This window comes from Leuconostoc sp. JNUCC 76 (genome assembly GCF_053667755.1).
On the sequence record NZ_CM132206.1, the window covers coordinates 1,426,830 to 1,443,902 of the forward strand.

20 protein-coding genes are annotated in these 17,073 nt (G+C 39.5%); 1 reads left to right on the plus strand and 19 read right to left on the minus strand.

Going from position 1 to position 17,073, the window contains the following annotated elements; translation table 11 throughout:
* Nucleotides 1–41: 41 nt before the first annotated feature.
* Both JNUCC76_RS07230 and JNUCC76_RS07235 read right to left on the minus strand, forming a co-directional pair.
* Nucleotides 42–830 carry an inositol monophosphatase family protein gene (locus JNUCC76_RS07230; RefSeq protein ID WP_454153775.1) on the minus strand — a complete coding sequence of 263 codons (789 nt, stop codon included), beginning with the start codon at nucleotides 828–830 and terminating at the stop codon, nucleotides 42–44.
* Entirely contained in the window at nucleotides 827–1,099 is a 273-nt protein-coding gene (locus JNUCC76_RS07235) for a UPF0223 family protein (protein WP_454153776.1), read from the minus strand. Before JNUCC76_RS07235 ends, JNUCC76_RS07230 begins: the two co-directional genes overlap by 4 nt.
* A 55-nt stretch (nucleotides 1,100–1,154) precedes the next feature.
* Here JNUCC76_RS07235 and def point away from each other — a divergent pair, with 55 nt between their 5' ends.
* On the plus strand, nucleotides 1,155–1,733 hold the full coding sequence (gene def / locus JNUCC76_RS07240; RefSeq protein WP_454153777.1) for a peptide deformylase: 579 nt from the start codon (nucleotides 1,155–1,157) through the stop codon (nucleotides 1,731–1,733).
* Between the two features lie 56 nt (nucleotides 1,734–1,789).
* Here def and JNUCC76_RS07245 read toward each other — a convergent pair whose 3' ends face one another.
* The 17 genes from JNUCC76_RS07245 to JNUCC76_RS07325 form a co-directional block, all read right to left on the minus strand.
* Nucleotides 1,790–2,689, minus strand: coding sequence for a DnaJ C-terminal domain-containing protein (locus JNUCC76_RS07245; RefSeq protein ID WP_454153778.1), 900 nt, complete (start codon nucleotides 2,687–2,689; stop codon nucleotides 1,790–1,792).
* Nucleotides 2,690–2,752: 63 nt separating this feature from the next.
* Nucleotides 2,753–4,600, minus strand: a complete 1,848-nt coding sequence (dnaK, locus tag JNUCC76_RS07250; RefSeq protein ID WP_454153779.1) for a molecular chaperone DnaK — start codon at nucleotides 4,598–4,600, stop codon at nucleotides 2,753–2,755.
* Between the two features lie 85 nt (nucleotides 4,601–4,685).
* Complete coding sequence (gene grpE, locus JNUCC76_RS07255) at nucleotides 4,686–5,255, minus strand: nucleotide exchange factor GrpE (RefSeq protein ID WP_454153780.1); 570 nt, start codon at nucleotides 5,253–5,255, stop codon at nucleotides 4,686–4,688.
* A 16-nt stretch (nucleotides 5,256–5,271) separates the two neighbouring features.
* Nucleotides 5,272–6,297 carry a heat-inducible transcriptional repressor HrcA gene (hrcA, locus tag JNUCC76_RS07260; protein WP_454153781.1) on the minus strand — a complete coding sequence of 342 codons (1,026 nt, stop codon included), beginning with the start codon at nucleotides 6,295–6,297 and terminating at the stop codon, nucleotides 5,272–5,274.
* Nucleotides 6,298–6,418: 121 nt separating this feature from the next.
* On the minus strand, nucleotides 6,419–7,363 hold the full coding sequence (gene ribF, locus JNUCC76_RS07265) for a riboflavin biosynthesis protein RibF (protein ID WP_454153782.1): 945 nt from the start codon (nucleotides 7,361–7,363) through the stop codon (nucleotides 6,419–6,421).
* Nucleotides 7,364–7,365: 2 nt separating this feature from the next.
* Nucleotides 7,366–8,274, minus strand: a complete 909-nt coding sequence (truB, locus tag JNUCC76_RS07270) for a tRNA pseudouridine(55) synthase TruB (protein WP_454153783.1) — start codon at nucleotides 8,272–8,274, stop codon at nucleotides 7,366–7,368.
* Entirely contained in the window at nucleotides 8,252–8,791 is a 540-nt protein-coding gene (locus JNUCC76_RS07275; RefSeq protein WP_454153784.1) for a PTS sugar transporter subunit IIA, read from the minus strand. Before JNUCC76_RS07275 ends, truB begins: the two co-directional genes overlap by 23 nt.
* 2 nt (nucleotides 8,792–8,793) lie before the next feature.
* Nucleotides 8,794–9,969 carry an aminotransferase class I/II-fold pyridoxal phosphate-dependent enzyme gene (locus JNUCC76_RS07280; RefSeq protein ID WP_454153785.1) on the minus strand — a complete coding sequence of 392 codons (1,176 nt, stop codon included), beginning with the start codon at nucleotides 9,967–9,969 and terminating at the stop codon, nucleotides 8,794–8,796.
* 95 nt (nucleotides 9,970–10,064) lie between these two features.
* Nucleotides 10,065–10,418 carry a 30S ribosome-binding factor RbfA gene (gene rbfA, locus JNUCC76_RS07285; protein ID WP_002815019.1) on the minus strand — a complete coding sequence of 118 codons (354 nt, stop codon included), beginning with the start codon at nucleotides 10,416–10,418 and terminating at the stop codon, nucleotides 10,065–10,067.
* A gap of 72 nt (nucleotides 10,419–10,490) precedes the next feature.
* A complete protein-coding gene (infB, locus tag JNUCC76_RS07290; protein ID WP_454153786.1) occupies nucleotides 10,491–12,998 on the minus strand; it encodes a translation initiation factor IF-2 in 2,508 nt (835 codons plus the stop codon).
* Entirely contained in the window at nucleotides 12,999–13,319 is a 321-nt protein-coding gene (locus JNUCC76_RS07295) for a L7Ae/L30e/S12e/Gadd45 family ribosomal protein (protein WP_072613862.1), read from the minus strand.
* A complete protein-coding gene (rnpM, locus tag JNUCC76_RS07300) occupies nucleotides 13,309–13,605 on the minus strand; it encodes an RNase P modulator RnpM (RefSeq protein ID WP_014324890.1) in 297 nt (98 codons plus the stop codon). The genes JNUCC76_RS07295 and rnpM overlap by 11 nt, the downstream gene beginning before the upstream one ends.
* A 53-nt stretch (nucleotides 13,606–13,658) precedes the next feature.
* Complete coding sequence (gene nusA, locus JNUCC76_RS07305) at nucleotides 13,659–14,756, minus strand: transcription termination factor NusA (RefSeq protein WP_454153787.1); 1,098 nt, start codon at nucleotides 14,754–14,756, stop codon at nucleotides 13,659–13,661.
* 24 nt (nucleotides 14,757–14,780) lie between these two features.
* Nucleotides 14,781–15,257: a ribosome maturation factor RimP gene (rimP, locus tag JNUCC76_RS07310; protein WP_072613864.1), complete on the minus strand. Its 477-nt coding sequence runs from the start codon at nucleotides 15,255–15,257 to the stop codon at nucleotides 14,781–14,783.
* A gap of 295 nt (nucleotides 15,258–15,552) precedes the next feature.
* Nucleotides 15,553–15,822 carry a 30S ribosomal protein S14 gene (gene rpsN, locus JNUCC76_RS07315; RefSeq protein ID WP_002815025.1) on the minus strand — a complete coding sequence of 90 codons (270 nt, stop codon included), beginning with the start codon at nucleotides 15,820–15,822 and terminating at the stop codon, nucleotides 15,553–15,555.
* Nucleotides 15,822–15,971, minus strand: a complete 150-nt coding sequence (gene rpmG, locus JNUCC76_RS07320; protein WP_002815032.1) for a 50S ribosomal protein L33 — start codon at nucleotides 15,969–15,971, stop codon at nucleotides 15,822–15,824. The genes rpsN and rpmG overlap by 1 nt, the downstream gene beginning before the upstream one ends.
* Before the next feature lie 164 nt (nucleotides 15,972–16,135).
* A complete protein-coding gene (locus tag JNUCC76_RS07325; RefSeq protein WP_454153788.1) occupies nucleotides 16,136–17,041 on the minus strand; it encodes a manganese-dependent inorganic pyrophosphatase in 906 nt (301 codons plus the stop codon).
* Nucleotides 17,042–17,073 lie beyond the last annotated feature (32 nt).

Here is a 17,073-nt window from a genome sequence, read left to right on the forward strand (position 1 = left end):
TAAATGTTGCTCACATACAAAAGCTAGGGACTCATTGTTCCCTAGCTTCCATGCAACGCCAAAATATCGCGATGCGCTCGATTCGTAGCAACTAATACTATGTTAGATGATAACATATCTAGCTGCTTCCCGTCAATATCTGAAACAACTAATCCTAACGTTTTTGCTAAAACTTGTCCAGCTGCAAAATCCCATGACATCATTTTTGAGGAATATCCAACGGCCTGTCCACGTAAGACACGAATAAAAGACGGACCCGCAGCGCCAATAACGCGGTATCCCAAGGCGCTTTTAGCAATCTCGTCATATCCAAACATCCCATACAGCAAGCGCGCACCACTCAATAAAACAATTCCTTGATTAAGCGCATCATTTTCTGGCGGATCTAATCGCAATTGATTGGCAAACACACCCATTTGCGGACCACCATGATAAACAATATTATTTACCACATCCATAATCCATCCCAAAATGGGTTGGTTATCAATGTAAAGTGCTATCATAATAGCAAAGTCATCATGCTGTTTATAAAAATTCATGGTGCCATCAATTGGATCGACAAACCACACATGCCCAGCCATACTAATTGTTTTATCACCGAATCCCTCTTCACTCACAATTTGTGCATCTGGGTCAAATTTTCGAATGTACTTGTTGATTATTTGCTCATTGCTTTTATCAACATTTGTAACTAAATCACGTGCATCGTGTTTAGTAGCTACATCTAAATGCTGATTCATTGCCGCTAATGTCGATTTTTGCAATTCATCAAGCCACATTAATACAGTTTGGTCAATTTCTTGAATTTCAAATGGGCTTAATGTGCTCATAAGCGTACTCTGTCTTTCGTCGAACTTTGGACAAATTTTATGGTTTTATATATGCTGTACCCCGTTTGGCGTTCAAAATCCTTATCAAATTTTTTCTGCTCGCTTTTGGCAGGCATTATTTTTCTGTATGCATCGTAACTTTTTAATACCTCTTCACGAGCAGATCCTTTTTCATAAACACCTAACACACTGTTTATAAAATTTGTCACAATAATAATATCTTGGGTTGTCCAATCACCATCGATTGGTAATACATAATTTTCATTCATAATTTTATTTTAACATGTTATAACGTTTGATATACTAGATTGTGAGGTAAAAAAAATGACAATCAGATTTACTATGGATAAAATCACACGGGACGGAGATCCTGTACTACGTAAAACAGCTGCGTCCGTTCCTTTTCCTTTGAATGAAGAACACGCACAATTGGCTAAAGATATGATGGAGTATTTAGTTGTATCTCAAGATGAAAAACAAAATGAAAAGTATGGTCTACGTCCAGGTGTTGGATTAGCTGCTCCACAAGTGGGCTACTCTTTGCGCATGTCATCTATTTTAATACCTGCACTTGACCCAGAAGACACAGCTGACGAACCTTATTTTAAGGGTACAATTTTCAACCCTGTAATTATTTCAGAGTCCGTCAAGCGCGGTGCATTAAACGTCGGTGAAGGTTGTCTATCAGTTGATGAAGATGTACCTGGTTTTGTACCTCGTGCTTATCGAATAACAGTGCGCTACCAAGATGAAAATGGTAATAAGCAAACAATTAAATTGCGCGATTACCCTGCGATTGTTTTCCAGCATGAAATTGATCACTTACATGGGCACTTATATTATGATCACATTAATATGCAATCGCCTTGGGAAGTTGATGAAGATACAAAATATATTGATTAATATTAATTTGGTCAATCTAAAAAAGCTCTGCAGATAATCACTGCGGAGCTTTTTAATTACAATTTATCGAAGAAACTTTTTTTCTTAGTTGTACCATCGGTAGCTTCTTTGAAAGCTTCCAACGCCTTTTTCTGATCTTTATTCAGTCGTGTCGGTACTTCAACAGTCACAATAACAAATTGATCTCCGTGTCCATTGCCACGCAAACGCGGAGCACCTTTACCACTCAAACGGAAACGCTTACCTGTTTGAGTACCCGCTGGAATTCTCAACTTCACTTCACCGTGAACCGTCTTGACTTGAATTTCGTCACCTAATGCTGCTGTAGCAAAACTGATTTTCTGTTCTAAGTAAACATCTGCACCATCACGTTCAAATCCATCCCTTGATGGGGATACTTGAAATACTACAAATAAGTCACCTTGTGGTCCACCATTAACACCACTTTCGCCTTGACCACTTAAGCGCATTTGTTGACCTGTTTCAACACCAGCAGGTACGGTAACTTTAATTTCATGTTGCTTACCGTCACCGCGGTTAAACTTAATTGTGGTTTCTTTACCAAAAATAGCTTCTTCAAAAGTTAAGTTCATTCGATACTGTAAATCTTGTCCCTTACGAGGACGATTAGGATCAAAGCCACCACCAAACATTTGACTAAATATATCACCTAAATCGGAGAAGTCACTAAAGCCACCTTGACCGCCAAAACCGCCTTGACCACCAAAACCACCTTGTGCGCCGTTAGGTCCAAATTGATCATATTGCGCACGCTTTTGTTCATCACCTAGCGTCTCAAAAGCTTCTTGAACTTCTTTATATTTTTCTTCAGCACCAGGTTCATGATTCAAATCTGGATGGTATTTTTTTGATAGCTTACGATAAGCCTTTTTAATTTCATCTTGACTGGCGTCTTTACTAACGCCGAGACGGTCATAATATTCAGTGTTATTCACGCGCCCGCTCCTTCTAATTTATGTACACAAACCGCACTCAACGAATGCGGTTTGTTTTAATCATTACTTCTTGTCGTCTTTTTTAGGATCAACTTCTTCAAAATCGCCATCAACTGTGTTGTCATCAGCAGACTTTGTTTCACCCTCAGCACCATCCTTTGGAGCTGCTTGTTGATACAACTTCATTGCTAATTCACCGGCTACCTTAGTCAATTCTTCTGACTTAGCCTTCAAATCTGTCAAATCAGCATCATCAGCTGCGGCATCTTCCTTAGCCTTTTTCAAAGCTTCCAAAGCATCCTGTGTTGGCTTCTTTTCATCGTCACCCAACTTGTCACCAACTTCTTCCAAAGTCTTTTCAGTTTGGAAAATCAACTGATCAGCTTCGTTACGCGTATCGACAGCTTCTTTCTTCTTAGCATCGGCCTCTTCGTTCGCCTTGGCGTCATTCATCATCTTTTCAATTTCTTCGTCTGACAAACCACCAGCAGCTTGGATTGTAATCTTTTGTTCCTTTTGTGTTCCCAAGTCCTTAGCAGAAACATTAACAATACCGTTACGATCAATGTCAAATGTTACTTCAATTTGAGGCACACCACGTGGTGCGGCTGGAATATCTGCTAATTGGAAACGACCCAATGTCTTGTTGTCGGCAGCCATTGAACGTTCACCTTGCAAAACATGGATATCAACAGCTGGTTGATTGTCAGCTGCTGTTGAGAATACTTGTGACTTCGAAGTTGGAATTGTTGTGTTGCGTTCAATCAACTTAGTGAACACACCACCCATTGTCTCAATACCCAATGACAATGGTGTAACATCAAGCAAAACAACGTCCTTAACATCACCAGTGATGACACCACCTTGAACGGCAGCACCCAAAGCAACAGCTTCATCAGGGTTAATTGAGTGGTTAGGTTCCTTACCTGTCATCTTCTTAACAGACTCTTGTACGGCTGGAATACGAGTTGAACCACCATTCAAGATAACTTCATCGATGTCAGAGAATGATAATCCTGCATCTTTCAAAGCATTAAGAACAGGTTGCTCAGCTTTCTTAACCAAATCAGCAGTTAATTCGTTAAACTTTGCACGTGTCAATGATGTCTGCAAGTGCAATGGGCCATTATCACCTGAAGCAATAAATGGTAAATCAATTTGAGCTTCGTTTGCAGATGACAAAGTCTTTTTAGCTGACTCTGCAGCATCCTTCAAACGTTGCAAAGCTAATTTATCATCCTTTAAATCTACGCCATTTTCTGACTTGAATTGTTCTGCCAAATAGTCAATAACTTTGTTATCGAAGTCATCACCACCAAGATGAGTATCACCGTTTGTTGACAAAACTTCAAATACACCATCTCCTAATTCAAGAATTGACACATCGAATGTTCCACCACCTAAGTCATAGACAAGAATTTTTTCATCCTTATCCAACTTATCCAAACCATAGGCTAATGCAGCAGCTGTTGGTTCGTTGATGATACGTTCTACTTCCAAACCAGCAATCTTACCAGCATCCTTAGTAGCTTGACGTTGTGCATCGTTAAAATAGGCAGGAACTGTGATAACAGCCTTTTCTACTTTTTCACCTAAGTAATCTTCAGCATAACCCTTAATATATTGCAAAATCATTGCTGAAATTTCTTGTGGCGTATAGTCTTTACCATTGGCATTAACTTTATAACCAGCTTCACCCATGTGAGACTTGATTGAAATAATCGTGTCTGGGTTTGTAATTGCTTGACGCTTTGCAACATCACCCACTTGACTTTCGCCATTTTTAAATGAGACAACTGAAGGTGTTGTACGACCACCATCTGGATTTGTGATAATCTTTGGTTCGCCACCTTCAAGGACAGCAACAGCTGAGTTTGTCGTTCCTAAATCAATACCAATAATTTTTGACATAAATATTTCTTCCTTTACTTTAAAATCATTTTCATCTTTTTAAGGTGTAGTATCTCATCGATTGAATCACCATGCAAAATTGTGCTTATTTCGCCACTGCAACCATTGCTGGTCGAATTACGCGGTCTTGTAATATGTAACCCTTTTGCAAAACTTGTGCGATCTGGTCAGATTCAACTTCATCTGACTCAACACTTTGAATTGCTTGGTGCTTAGTTGGATCAAAAGATTCACCAATTTCACCTGTTGACGTAATACCATTGTCTGTTAAAGCTTGATTTAACGTCTTAAGCGTCATCTCCACACCTGTTTTAATTTGCTTCGACACTTCATCGTTAGCTTCAACTTGAAGGGCCCTTTCCAAATTATCAACGGCTGGTAATACTGCACTGGCTAATTTTTGTCCATCATACTTGCGTACATTTTGTAGTTCACGCGCATTGCGCTGTTGTATATTTTGAACTTCTGCTTGTGAACGTAATAATTTTTCTTCGAGATTGTTAACTTGCTCTGTTAGCTTATCAATTTCCGCTTGTTGTGGATCAGGCTCCACCTGTAAATCATCGGCTTCAGATTCAATTTCTTCGGTCAAGTTTTCATCAGTTTGATCAGAAATATTCTTATCTTCTACAACTTCTTCGTTTTTTTCTGTCACAGGTGTGACCTCCTAGCTATGTATATTCAATCATTTTGCGACTCAACGCTTCACCAAACGCGTCTGTAAGCAACGTATTGGTACTATATGACATCGGAATTGGACCAAGTAAAGCAATAATACCACTTCCTTGATTTGGCACCAAAAATCCACGAGTAATCATGCTAAACTCTGAAAGTAATGGCTCACCAATCTCGCGTCCAATTTTAACTTGAACATCTCGCGTTGGCGAAGCAATTTGTCTAACATCTTCAGCGTTGTTCAAAAATTCCAACAGAGGCTTCACATCAGCGATATCTGTTTCTTTACTAAAGTCTAAAACATTCAATCGGCCACCAATATGGACGTTATCACCGTTCGAGCGTGCCAACACGTCGCCAAATAATTGCAAAAAAGCAGCTGGCGTTTTAATCATTCGACTCATTTGCGTAGGCAACTCATCAGACTGCATCATATGCAATACATCATTAACCGGTCGACCGACCATCTGATCATTGATGTAGGCGACCATACTTTCCAACGATTCAATCGCCATTTCATTTGGTAATTTAAATGTCTGGCTAGTCACTTTGCCATCATTAGTGACCAATACTGCAATCAACTGATGACCCTCCAATGGAACCAATCGAAATCCCGAAACTTTAATATCAAATCGCCTTGGCTTCAAAATCAACGCAGTATAACCGGTTAAATTTGATAGAGTCCTAGCTGTTTCGTCTAGTAAATCATCTATCTCATGGAAGTTTCCACGGAATGATTGTATGACTGCTTGTACATCTCGATCAGTCGCTCTGCGTGTCATCATTAGGTGATCTAAATAATAACGATACCCTTCGTATGAAGGTACTCGACCAGCAGAAGTATGCAATTTTTTTATAAGATCATCGGATTCTAGCGCTGCCATTTCATTACGAATCGTAGCAGAACTAATTTTAATATCTAGATGTTCTTGTAAACTTTTTGAACCAACCGCATGCTCACGCTGTGTATACTCATAAATAATGGCGGTTAAGATTAACTTTTGTCGTTCTGTTAGCGCCATATTATCGACTCCTTTTAGCACTCACTATATCTAACTGCTAACACTTATTATAATACACTATTTAAAAAATAATGCAAGTCTTTTTAGCACTCTTTTTATAAGAGTGCCAACAAATTGCATTTTATAACTTTGTATTAAAATAATACTTTGTTTGTCTTGCATCTTCACTAAGTTGATCTATCAGTGATTGAACGTTTTCAAATTTCACTTCACCACGCAGATAATGACACCATTGTATCTGAACAAATTCACCATATATTTCTTCTTGATAATCTAAAATGTTAATTTCAACTGTGATTGGACGAGCATCACCAAACGTCACATTGCGTCCGATGCTAGCCATTCCCAGATACCAAGTATCATACACTTTTATTTTTACAGCATAGATACCAATTCCAGGCAACCATTCCTTTTCAGGCGTTTGTATATTAGCAGTTGGGAAGCCTAATTCACGACCTCTAGCCTCACCATGGACGACTATACCTGATGTCGAATGGGCACGACCAAGCTGCTGTGCGGCGCCATCTACGTTCCCTTGATCTAACATCGATCGAATTGTTGAAGAAGAAACTTTTCGACTATAATCATCAAATTCAGACACAGTAACAACGTCAAAGCGATTAGTTGCATATGTTGCTAAATGTAGCATATCACTATTCGTACCCGCTGCACCGTACAAATGGTCAAATCCTGCTACCACCGTAGCAGGATTTAATTGCATGACCACCTCATCTACAAACTGTTGACCACCTAATTTAGCAAGTTTAGAAGTAAACTGCATAACATAAACCCGATCAACACCTAGTTGGCTCATGATGGACTTCTTTTTGGCTAAAGGTGTTAAATAGCGTAGTGGTTGTTTCAACGTCTGAAAAGCTACGATTGGATGTGGATCATAGGTCAACACAGCCAAAGGCACCCCTTGTTTTTCAGCTTCTGCTTTCGCACGAGCTAAAACAGCCTGATGCCCGCGATGAACACCGTCAAAAAAGCCCATTGCAACAACCTGTTGAACCGGCTTTTTAAAATTTAATATGGGATAATGTAAACGAATTAATTCTGTCATAGTCATTGGTTATCAAATACATAACGAGAACGCCATAATTGCTCAATCTCGTCATATTGATATACTGCTTTCAGTTTGTTTTGATAATATAATTGTAAATAGCTGTCATTTGCAGGCCAACTAGAAATTTTCTGACCATTTTTTACAGCAAACCATTCATTTTCACTCAAAGTTTTAGTTGGCCACTTCAATACTTCTCTAATAGGTATTACTTGTTTTAATACTTCTTCGTACGCTAGTGTGGACAAAAAATCAAGGTCGCGTGCTTCAGAAATTTTGAATCCGCTCCCCATCGTTCGAGTCAATTGTGTCATTGTTGCCGGGGTCCCAATTATTTTGCCTGCATCTACCGCTAAAGTACGAATATACGTGCCCTTGGAAACTGTGGCTTCAAACTTGAATACCTGCTTACCATCTATAAATTTAATACCGGATGTACGTTTAAAGTCATGAATTACCGCTTTACGAACTGGACGTTCAACAGTCTCACCATTTCGAGCATACTCATAGAGCCGCTTACCATTCACTTTTACAGCAGAGTACATAGGTGGCTTTTGTGTGATTTCACCATTTAATTGCTGTATTGCTTGATCAATTTTCTGATCAGAAAAAGGCGTTACGATATCCAGCTGATCAACGATTTCACCATCAAGATCCTCTGTTTCTGTTGAAAACCCTAATGTAATTTCTCCAATATAACTTTTTGGCCGTGTTTGCAATTCATCAATCAACTTTGTCGCTTTACCTAAAGCAACTACTAGGACACCATCAACATTCGGATCTAAAGTTCCAGCATGCCCAACCTTTTTTTGACCAATAATACGGCGTACTCTACTAACAACATCAAAAGATGTCATACTACGAGGCTTATTGATAACTAACAAACCATCAACTATCTGATTCTTTGTCATCTTGTAATTCCCCTACTTGCCACACGTTTTGTCCTGCATAAACAGAACCATACCGAATATTTGGTAGGGCTTGGTTTGCCCAAACAACATAAATGCGTAGTGCTTCATGATCAGCAGATAGCACCTTCTGATTTGTCGTTCCAATAACATCACCTGCATGTAATTGTTGTCCTAAACCGTATTGAGCCAACCGAACAACATTTGATGTGCCCACGACAGTGACAGTTACAGTCTGTTCTGAAATATCTGTTAGCGTCAAATAGTCATTAGTGGACTCAGTAACAATCCCCGAAACTGGTGCCATTAAATTACCGCCATGCGGCACTAGCATAACCCCGTTTTTAGTTTTAAAGGGTTCATCACGGCTGTCGGTAATTTTTTGTAAATCCCCAGTCACTGGCGCCACTAAAACAGGCGTATCATTATTACGCGCTAATCTAGTCGCATTGATTTGACCCGTACTCTTCAATTGTGATAATTTTTTTTCTGAACCAAAAAGTCGTTTCCAGAAGTTCATCTTTAGCCGCGTACCTTTTCAATATATTTTGTCATTCGCTTCATTCCTTCAGCCAAGTCTTCATCGGACGCAGCGTATGAAATACGAATATAAGCTTGCGCTGCATCGCTGAAGGCCGAACCAGGAATAACCGCCACTTTACCTTCTTTTGCTAACTGTAAAGCAAACACATCGCCATCGGTGCCTAAATCAGCAGGCAATTTAGCAAATAAATAAAATGCCCCTTCTGGCTCAACCACATCAAACCCTAGTGCCTGCAACTGTGATAACACCTTATCTCGACGTTGACGATAAATATCACGCATCTTTATTGGTGTGTCGGTTACATCACGTAAAGCAACCAAAGCTGCATCTTGAACAAATGTAGGTACAGCGAAAACCAGCGTTCCATGCGTTTTTTGCAATTGCGCAATTGTCTCAGCTTGGCCTAAAATAAATCCTACACGATAGCCTGTCATGGCATGAGATTTTGATAAACCATTAATGTAAATTGTGCGTTCAGGTATGTACTCAGCAAAAGATACATGTTCTTGCTCGTAGGTTAGGACGGAATAGATTTCGTCAGAAATGACCCACAAATTATGCTTTGTAAATGTTTCAGCTAGTGCAATAATCTCATCACGTGAATATGTTACCCCTGTGGGATTAGTTGGGTAATTCATTAAAATAGCTTTGACGGGTACTGTCGCATTTTTGATGGTTTCTTCGACCATATCAGGTGTTAATTTAAAATCGTTTGCCGTTGTATCAATGGACAAACGCACACCATGTGCTAAATCAAGAGAAGAAAAATAAGGTCCATAGGCTGGTTCTGGGACCAACAAGCCATCATTATCATTCAAGAGGGTTTGAAATATAACATTTATGGCTTCACTCACACCCTGTGTGATAATAATATTTTCTGGCCCATTATAATTTAAATGATACTCACGATTAAAATACGCAACAGCAGCTCTTCTCAAATCTGTTTCACCTTGACTTTCCGCGTAGTGAGAACGATCGTTTGTAATTGCATCAATAGTTGCTTGCTTAATACGTTCATCAACAGCAAAACCAGGTTCACCAAAGGTTAATCGTAAAATATCTGGAATATCACGAACTTTTAATTGAAAATCCAATAGTTTGTCAGGCGCCATATCCAATACTATAGAATTGAAGGGTTGAGTTGGATTAGTCATATTAAATCTCATTTTCTTAAAAATTAATTGTATAGAACTATTTTAACACAAAAAACGCTCATCCTAATGGAGAGCGCCCAATATTTGATAATTTATTAATTTTCAGTGTGCAGCTTGCGAATCAGGTCTTCAATATGATTTCCGTATTGAACAGATGTATCACGCACAAACTTCAATTCTGGCGTTTTGTAAACCGTCAATCGTGAACCTAATTCTTTACGAATCAACCCACTAGCAGCTTCCAAGCCGGCTTGAGTTTTCTTAGCATCACTGGCCAAATCAGATAAAATGGAATAATAAATTGTTGCTATCTGCAAGTCACCAGACAATTCAACACTTGTTACTGTAACCTCTTTTACTCGTGGATCATTAATACGCTTAAGTAATAAATCAGTAACATCACGTTGTACTTCTTGAGCGAGACGACCTGCACGTTGTGGATTTGCCATAACTATTTTGCCTTCTCTTTCTTTCTATTAAAAGACACGACCTACTAAAAAGCATTCAGCGTAATCGGTCTCTTACTTAGGTTTAACTTCTTCCATTACATAGGCTTCAACAACGTCCCCAGCGTGAACATCATTAAATTTAGCCACTGTAAATCCGAATTCAAATCCCATCTTCACTTCGTTAACTGCATCTTTACCGCGCTGTAATGAGCCAACTTCACCGTCAAACACCACTACATTATCACGTATGACACGAACCTTAGAATCCTTAGTAATTTTACCTTCTTCAACCATGGCACCGGCAATAGTTCCGACTTTAGAGAATTTGAACAATTCTTTAACTTCGACTTTTCCAATAACCTTTTCTTCGTATACAGGTTCAAGTTGGCCCTTCATAGCTGCTTCAACATCGTCAATCGCATTATAAATGACATTATAGAAACGAATATCAACCTTTTCAGAATCCGATTGTGATTTTGCCAAAGGTGTAGGACGAACGTTGAATCCGATGATAATTGCGCCAGATGCTTCAGCCAAAGTAACATCCGATTCGTTAATCGCGCCAACAGCTGTATGGATAATATCCACACGAACACCATCAACCTCAATCTTCTTCAATGATCCAGAAAGTGCTTCGACTGATCCTTGAACATCAGCCTTGACAATAACTGGCACCGTCTTCATCGCTTTTTCAGCCATTGTATTGAACAATGTATCCAAAGTAACAACTGATCCTGAATTACGAACTGCTTCTTGTGCTCGCTTTGCACGTTCTTCACCAGCTGCACGAGCGGTCTTTTCATCAGCCATAACGATGAAACGATCACCAGCTTGTGGCACCCCATTCAAACCAGTAATTTGGATAGGTGTCGCAGGCAAAGCTTCTGATAGCTCAGCACCACGTTCGTTTGTCATCGTACGTACACGGCCGTACGTATTACCAACAACAATTGGATCACCAACATGCATTGTTCCTTGTTGTACAAGAACAGTAGAAACTGGTCCACGTCCCTTATCCAAGCGGGCTTCAATTACTGAACCACGTGCTGGCATATCAGGATTTGCTTTCAATTCCAAAACTTCAGCTTGCAACAAAATCATTTCAAGTAGTTCGTCAACATTTTGACCAAACTTAGCTGAAATTTTAACGAAGATTGTGTCACCACCATACTCTTCAGGAACTAAGTCATAGGCCATTAACTGGTTCATAACATCGTCAGGATTTGCTCCAGGCTTGTCAATTTTGTTAACAGCAACAATAATTGGCGTTCCCGCTGCCTTAGCATGATTAATCGCTTCAATTGTCTGCGGCATAACACCGTCATCAGCAGCAACAACAAGAATTGTCAAATCAGTTACGTTGGCACCACGCGCACGCATCTCTGTGAAGGCGGCGTGTCCTGGTGTATCCAAGAATGTAATTAATTTATCATTAATACGTGTTTGGTACGCACCAATATGTTGTGTGATACCGCCTGCTTCACCTTCAGTAACATGAGAATTACGTAGATAATCCAACAATGTCGTCTTACCATGATCAACGTGTCCCATGATCGTTACAACTGGTGGACGAGAAACTAACTTGCTCTCATCAATATTTTCATCATCAAAGAATCTGTCAATATCAGCAACGTCTTCTTCTTCTTTTGCTTGTGCTTCGATACCATAATCAGCTGCCAAAATTTCGATTGTATCTTCATCCAAACTTTGGTTTTGATTTGTAACAATACCCAGTAAGAATAACTTTTTAATAATTTCTGCTGTATCACGATGCAACAACTTTGACAAATCTTGCACGTTCATACCAATGCGATATTCCAAAACTGCTGGTAATGGCTGTTCTTTACGTACTGTTGCTGGAGTTGATGGTTGGTGTTTAGCAGCAATACGTCGTGACTTTTTAGAACCACGTGGACGATCATTACGACGTGGTGTTTGTTGACCGGTACCATTAGTATTACGCTTACGTGAGTTATTGCGCGCAGAATTATTCCCAGAAGCGAGAGCTCCACCAAACTTTCCTGCACCAGTGGTTGTTGATGTAGTAGCTGGTTTAGCTGCACTAGTCTCTTTCTTTGCAGCTGGTTTAGTTGCTGCGGCTTGCTTCTTTGGATGCTTAGCAGCTGCAGAAGCTTGTCGTTTCTTTTCATTTTCGTTCACGTACTGCTTCAAGCTATTATCCGGTTTAGCAGAATAATCGACTTGCCCTTCACGTGGCTTCGTTGACCAATTTTTCTTCTCTCGAATCATTGGGCGCCCTTCAGCAGGCGCAACTCGTGAACCTGGACGACTATTGCGGTTCCCACCGTTATTTGAACGGTTTTGACCACCATTATTGGATGTATTCGAGCGATTTGGATTATTGCGATTTTGGCTTTGTCCACCATTATTTGGACGATTTTGATTGTTATTGTTAGGACGTGCAGGACGGCTTGGACGTGAGCCTCCTTGGGCTGGCGTTGTACCATCTGCTAACTTTGCCGCATGACGGCGTTGTGATGCGGGCAATTCCTTACGTTCTGGGACTGCCTGTTTTCGTGCAGGACGGTTTGAACCTGAGAATTTCTTTTCTTCTGTCATTTAGTTCCGCTCCTTTTCTGAAATTAATTGTTTAATTTTTCGACTAAAACCTTGATCAGCAATGGCGAAGACACCTCGGTTAACACCAATGGCATCCGTTAATTGCTTTTTAGTATAGTCTTGTACTAGTTTGATATTATAGAAGTTTGATTTATCGGCGAATTTTTTTGCTTGGCTTTTACCACCATCACTGGGAAAGAAAACTAGAAAAACCTTTTGCCCACGAATAGCTGACAACGTAGGCTCTGTTCCAAGTACTAGTTTACCAGCACGCATTGCTAAACCAACTAAATTCAGTATTTGGTTATCCTTATTTATCACCAAACAACTCCCGACGTGCTTGTTGATGGTCAACGTAAGCAATGAGTTCATCATAGAATTCATCTGCTACTTTCACACCAAAAGCTTTATCAAAAATACGCTTTTCTTTAGCCATTTCTGCATTTTTTACATCTAGGCTAACATACGCACCGCGACCATTGGCTTTCCCTGTTGGGTCTAAAGTCACGTCACCTTCTTTACTACGAACGACTCGAACGAGTTCTTTTTTAGGAAACATTTCACCCGTTACAATGTCTTTTCTCATTGGTATTTTACGAGGTTTCATATGTACCAGTATGATTATAAATCACTTGATTTATGATCATATTTCCTTTCAAATTATTCTTCGTTTTCGTCAGCAGCTGTAGCAGCTGGTGTTGGGTCTAAGCTAACTGCTGCTTCACTTTCAGATTTAATGTCAATCTTAAATCCAGTTAAACGTGCTGCTAAGCGAGCATTTTGACCCTTTTTTCCGATTGCTAGAGATAACTGATTATCTGGAACAATAACCGTTACCGCACGATCATTGGCTGAGTCAAAAATGACATCAGTTACTTCTGAAGGATTCAAAGCATTCGCAATATACTGTGCTTCATCTTCAACCCACTCCACGATATCCATATTTTCACCAGCTAGTTCGTTAACAACGCTTTGTACACGTGCACCACGTTGACCAACCATGGCCCCAACTGGATCTAAGTCATCATCATGCGTATAAACAGCAATTTTTGAGCGATCACCCGCTTCACGCGCAATAGACATGATTTCAACAGTACCATCATAAACTTCTGGCACTTCTTGTTCAAACAATCGTTTAACCAAATCAGCTGCTGTTCGCGATACAAAGACTTGTGGTCCTTTGGCATTGTTTTCAACTTTGTTAACCAAGACCTTGATACGATCCCCCATATGATAACGCTCGTTTGGCATTTGATCATTTGGTGCCATGACAGCTTCTTGATTACCAGGCAAGTTCACATATAGGAATCGTGCATCTTGTCGGTCAACTTCACCTGTTATAATTTCATCTTCATAATCTGAAAACTTGTTATAAATAGCTTGTCGTCCAGCTTCACGCATTTTTTGCACAATTACTTGCTTTGCAGCTTGTGCCGCCATACGACCAAAATCTTTTGGTGTAACATCAAAGCGAATCTCATCTCCTGCTTCATATGCTCGATTGATTGCCAATGCATCGGATAAAGAAATCTCTATTTCTTCATCTTCAAGATCATCATCTAAAACAACATGCTTTACTTGTTTAATACTAATGTTGCCCTTTTTATCGTCGAATGTTGCTTCGACATTATCAGCGGTATTGTATTGCTTCTTGTAGGCGGCTTTCAATGCGTCTTCAAGTGCTTCGACAACAACTAAACGATCAATTCCTCGTTCTGATTCAAGAGCATTAAGTGCTTCCACTAATTCTTTACTCATTTGATTTTCTCCATTTTTAACGATTTAAAACTGGACATCCAGTATTGCTTTAGCTATTTCGTCAAAGGTTAATGGCAAACGTCCATTAGTTGTCGTCAGCGTCAAGCCATCTTTGTTTAGATCAGCAATTTTTCCTTGCCACTTTTTTTGGCCTTCTTTGGCAACAAACAAGGATACTAAAATATTTTCATTGGCCTCTTTAGCCCACTCAAAATGCCATAATTCCTTTAATGGTCGATCAGCGCCTGGTGATGAAATATCTAAAACATAGGCTTCAGGTATTGGATCTGGATCCACGGTATCTAACAACTCATTAACTTCTTGCGTGAATAGTGTCAAATCATTCATCGTAATAAATTGATGATCAGGTTTATCCAGCAAAATTCGTAAAACTTTTTGTCCACCTTCTTTGGTAAACGTTAAATCCCACAGTAAATCATTATGTGCTTCAATGATTGGCGAAATCAAGTCAACAATTGTCTGTTCGGTTTTGTTTGCCATTTATTTTCCCCTTTCGATGAATAGTTTTGTCAATTACGTTTACTAATATAGCGTTAACACCATCTTATATTGACAATAAGCGTGCTAATCCCATAAAAAATGAGCCGGCCGCTTTTCCAAGTGACCCGCCCATTTACAATTGCTATGTAAATTAACTATATTTATTGTACCCTATTTATTAAAATAGTGCAAATTACAGCACACATACGTCGACAATATAAAAAAGCCCGCAAGCTGGGGCTTTTTTATACTAAACCTTCGAATGAAGGAATTAGAAAGAAGTTACTGGTTTCTTTTACCAAGAAGCCTTACGAACACCAGGAATTTGACCCTTGTGTGCTAATTGACGGAAGTTCAAACGTGACATTCCAAATTCACGCATGTAAGCGTGTGGACGGCCATCGATCCAATCGCGGTTATGAACGCGTACTGGAGATGAATCCTTTGGCAAAGCTGCCAATCCAATATAGTCACCCGCAGCCTTCAATGCTGCACGCTTGTCAGCGTACTTTGCAACTAAAGCTTCACGCTTTTGTGCCTTAGCAATCTTTGACTTCTTTGCCATTACTTAATCTCCTTAAATGTTACTACTTTGCGAAGTTTTGGTGAGTACTTCTTTAACTCAAGGCGGTCTGGCGTATTACGACGATTTTTAGACGTCAAGTAGATACGCTCACCAGTTTCATCATTTCCTAGAACGACGTGGATACGCATAATCCTTGCTCCTTAGTGTTTTTCTTAAAATTTTTATTTGCTTGTCAATACAAATATCTATTATACATGAACCAATTACCAGTGTAAAGGTCTATGAATAAATTTATCAACATTTTATCCCCCAAAATTTATAATTTGAATTAAATTAATTTGGGATGAATTTTTTAGAGTTGGTTTTCTAATGGTGGAACTACTTGCTTCTTTCTAGAAACAACACCAGGAAGATCGATTACATTATTGTCAAGTTTTTGATCAAATGCTGCTTCAATTGATGAAGCAGCATCTCCAATGTACAAGCCCTTAGAGTTTGAATTCAAGATATCAGTAATCACAAATAAAAAGTCTTCATAACCTTCCTCTGCAATTGCTGCTTCAATTCCTGCCTGACGAGATAATACTTCATCAATATCAACAGTGTTGACTTGACCAATCCGGAATTGATGCCCACCCATTTCAAATGACTTTGCATCACCATCAATTAATTCTTTATCAGTGCGTGATGACAAATCTGTTCCAGCTTTCAACAAATCCAAACCATAGACAGCATAATCTTCAAGTCCGGCAATCTTAGCTAAGGCTTCCAAAGCGGGTTGGTCGTATGATGTCGTTGTTGGGCTCTTGAGCAATAATGTGTCAGATATAATTGCTGAAGCTAATAGTCCGGCAATTTCTGCAGGAATAACAATGTTTGCTTGTTTGAATTCGTAGTACAAAATAGTTGCTACAGAGCCCCATGGCTTAGCAGTGATATACAGGGGTGTAGAATTTGTGAACGCAAACTTATGATGATCATAAATGTTTTCCACGGTAACGTCAGCTAAATTATCAACTGATTGTGCAGCTTCATTATGGTCAACTAAAACAACTGTTTCCGTATCGGCCTCAGAAATTACACGAAGCGGCTTAACTTTAAAGTAATCTAACGCGAATTGCGTTTCAGCGTTGGGCTCACCTTGCGCGACTGCTTCTGTATCTTGACCTTGTTGGTTCAATAAATAACTTGCAGCGATTGCTGATGCGATTGTATCTGTATCTGGGTTCTTGTGCCCAAAAACTAAAGTCTTAGCCATTAGTTTATCTCCTAGCATTTTATATTTTTATT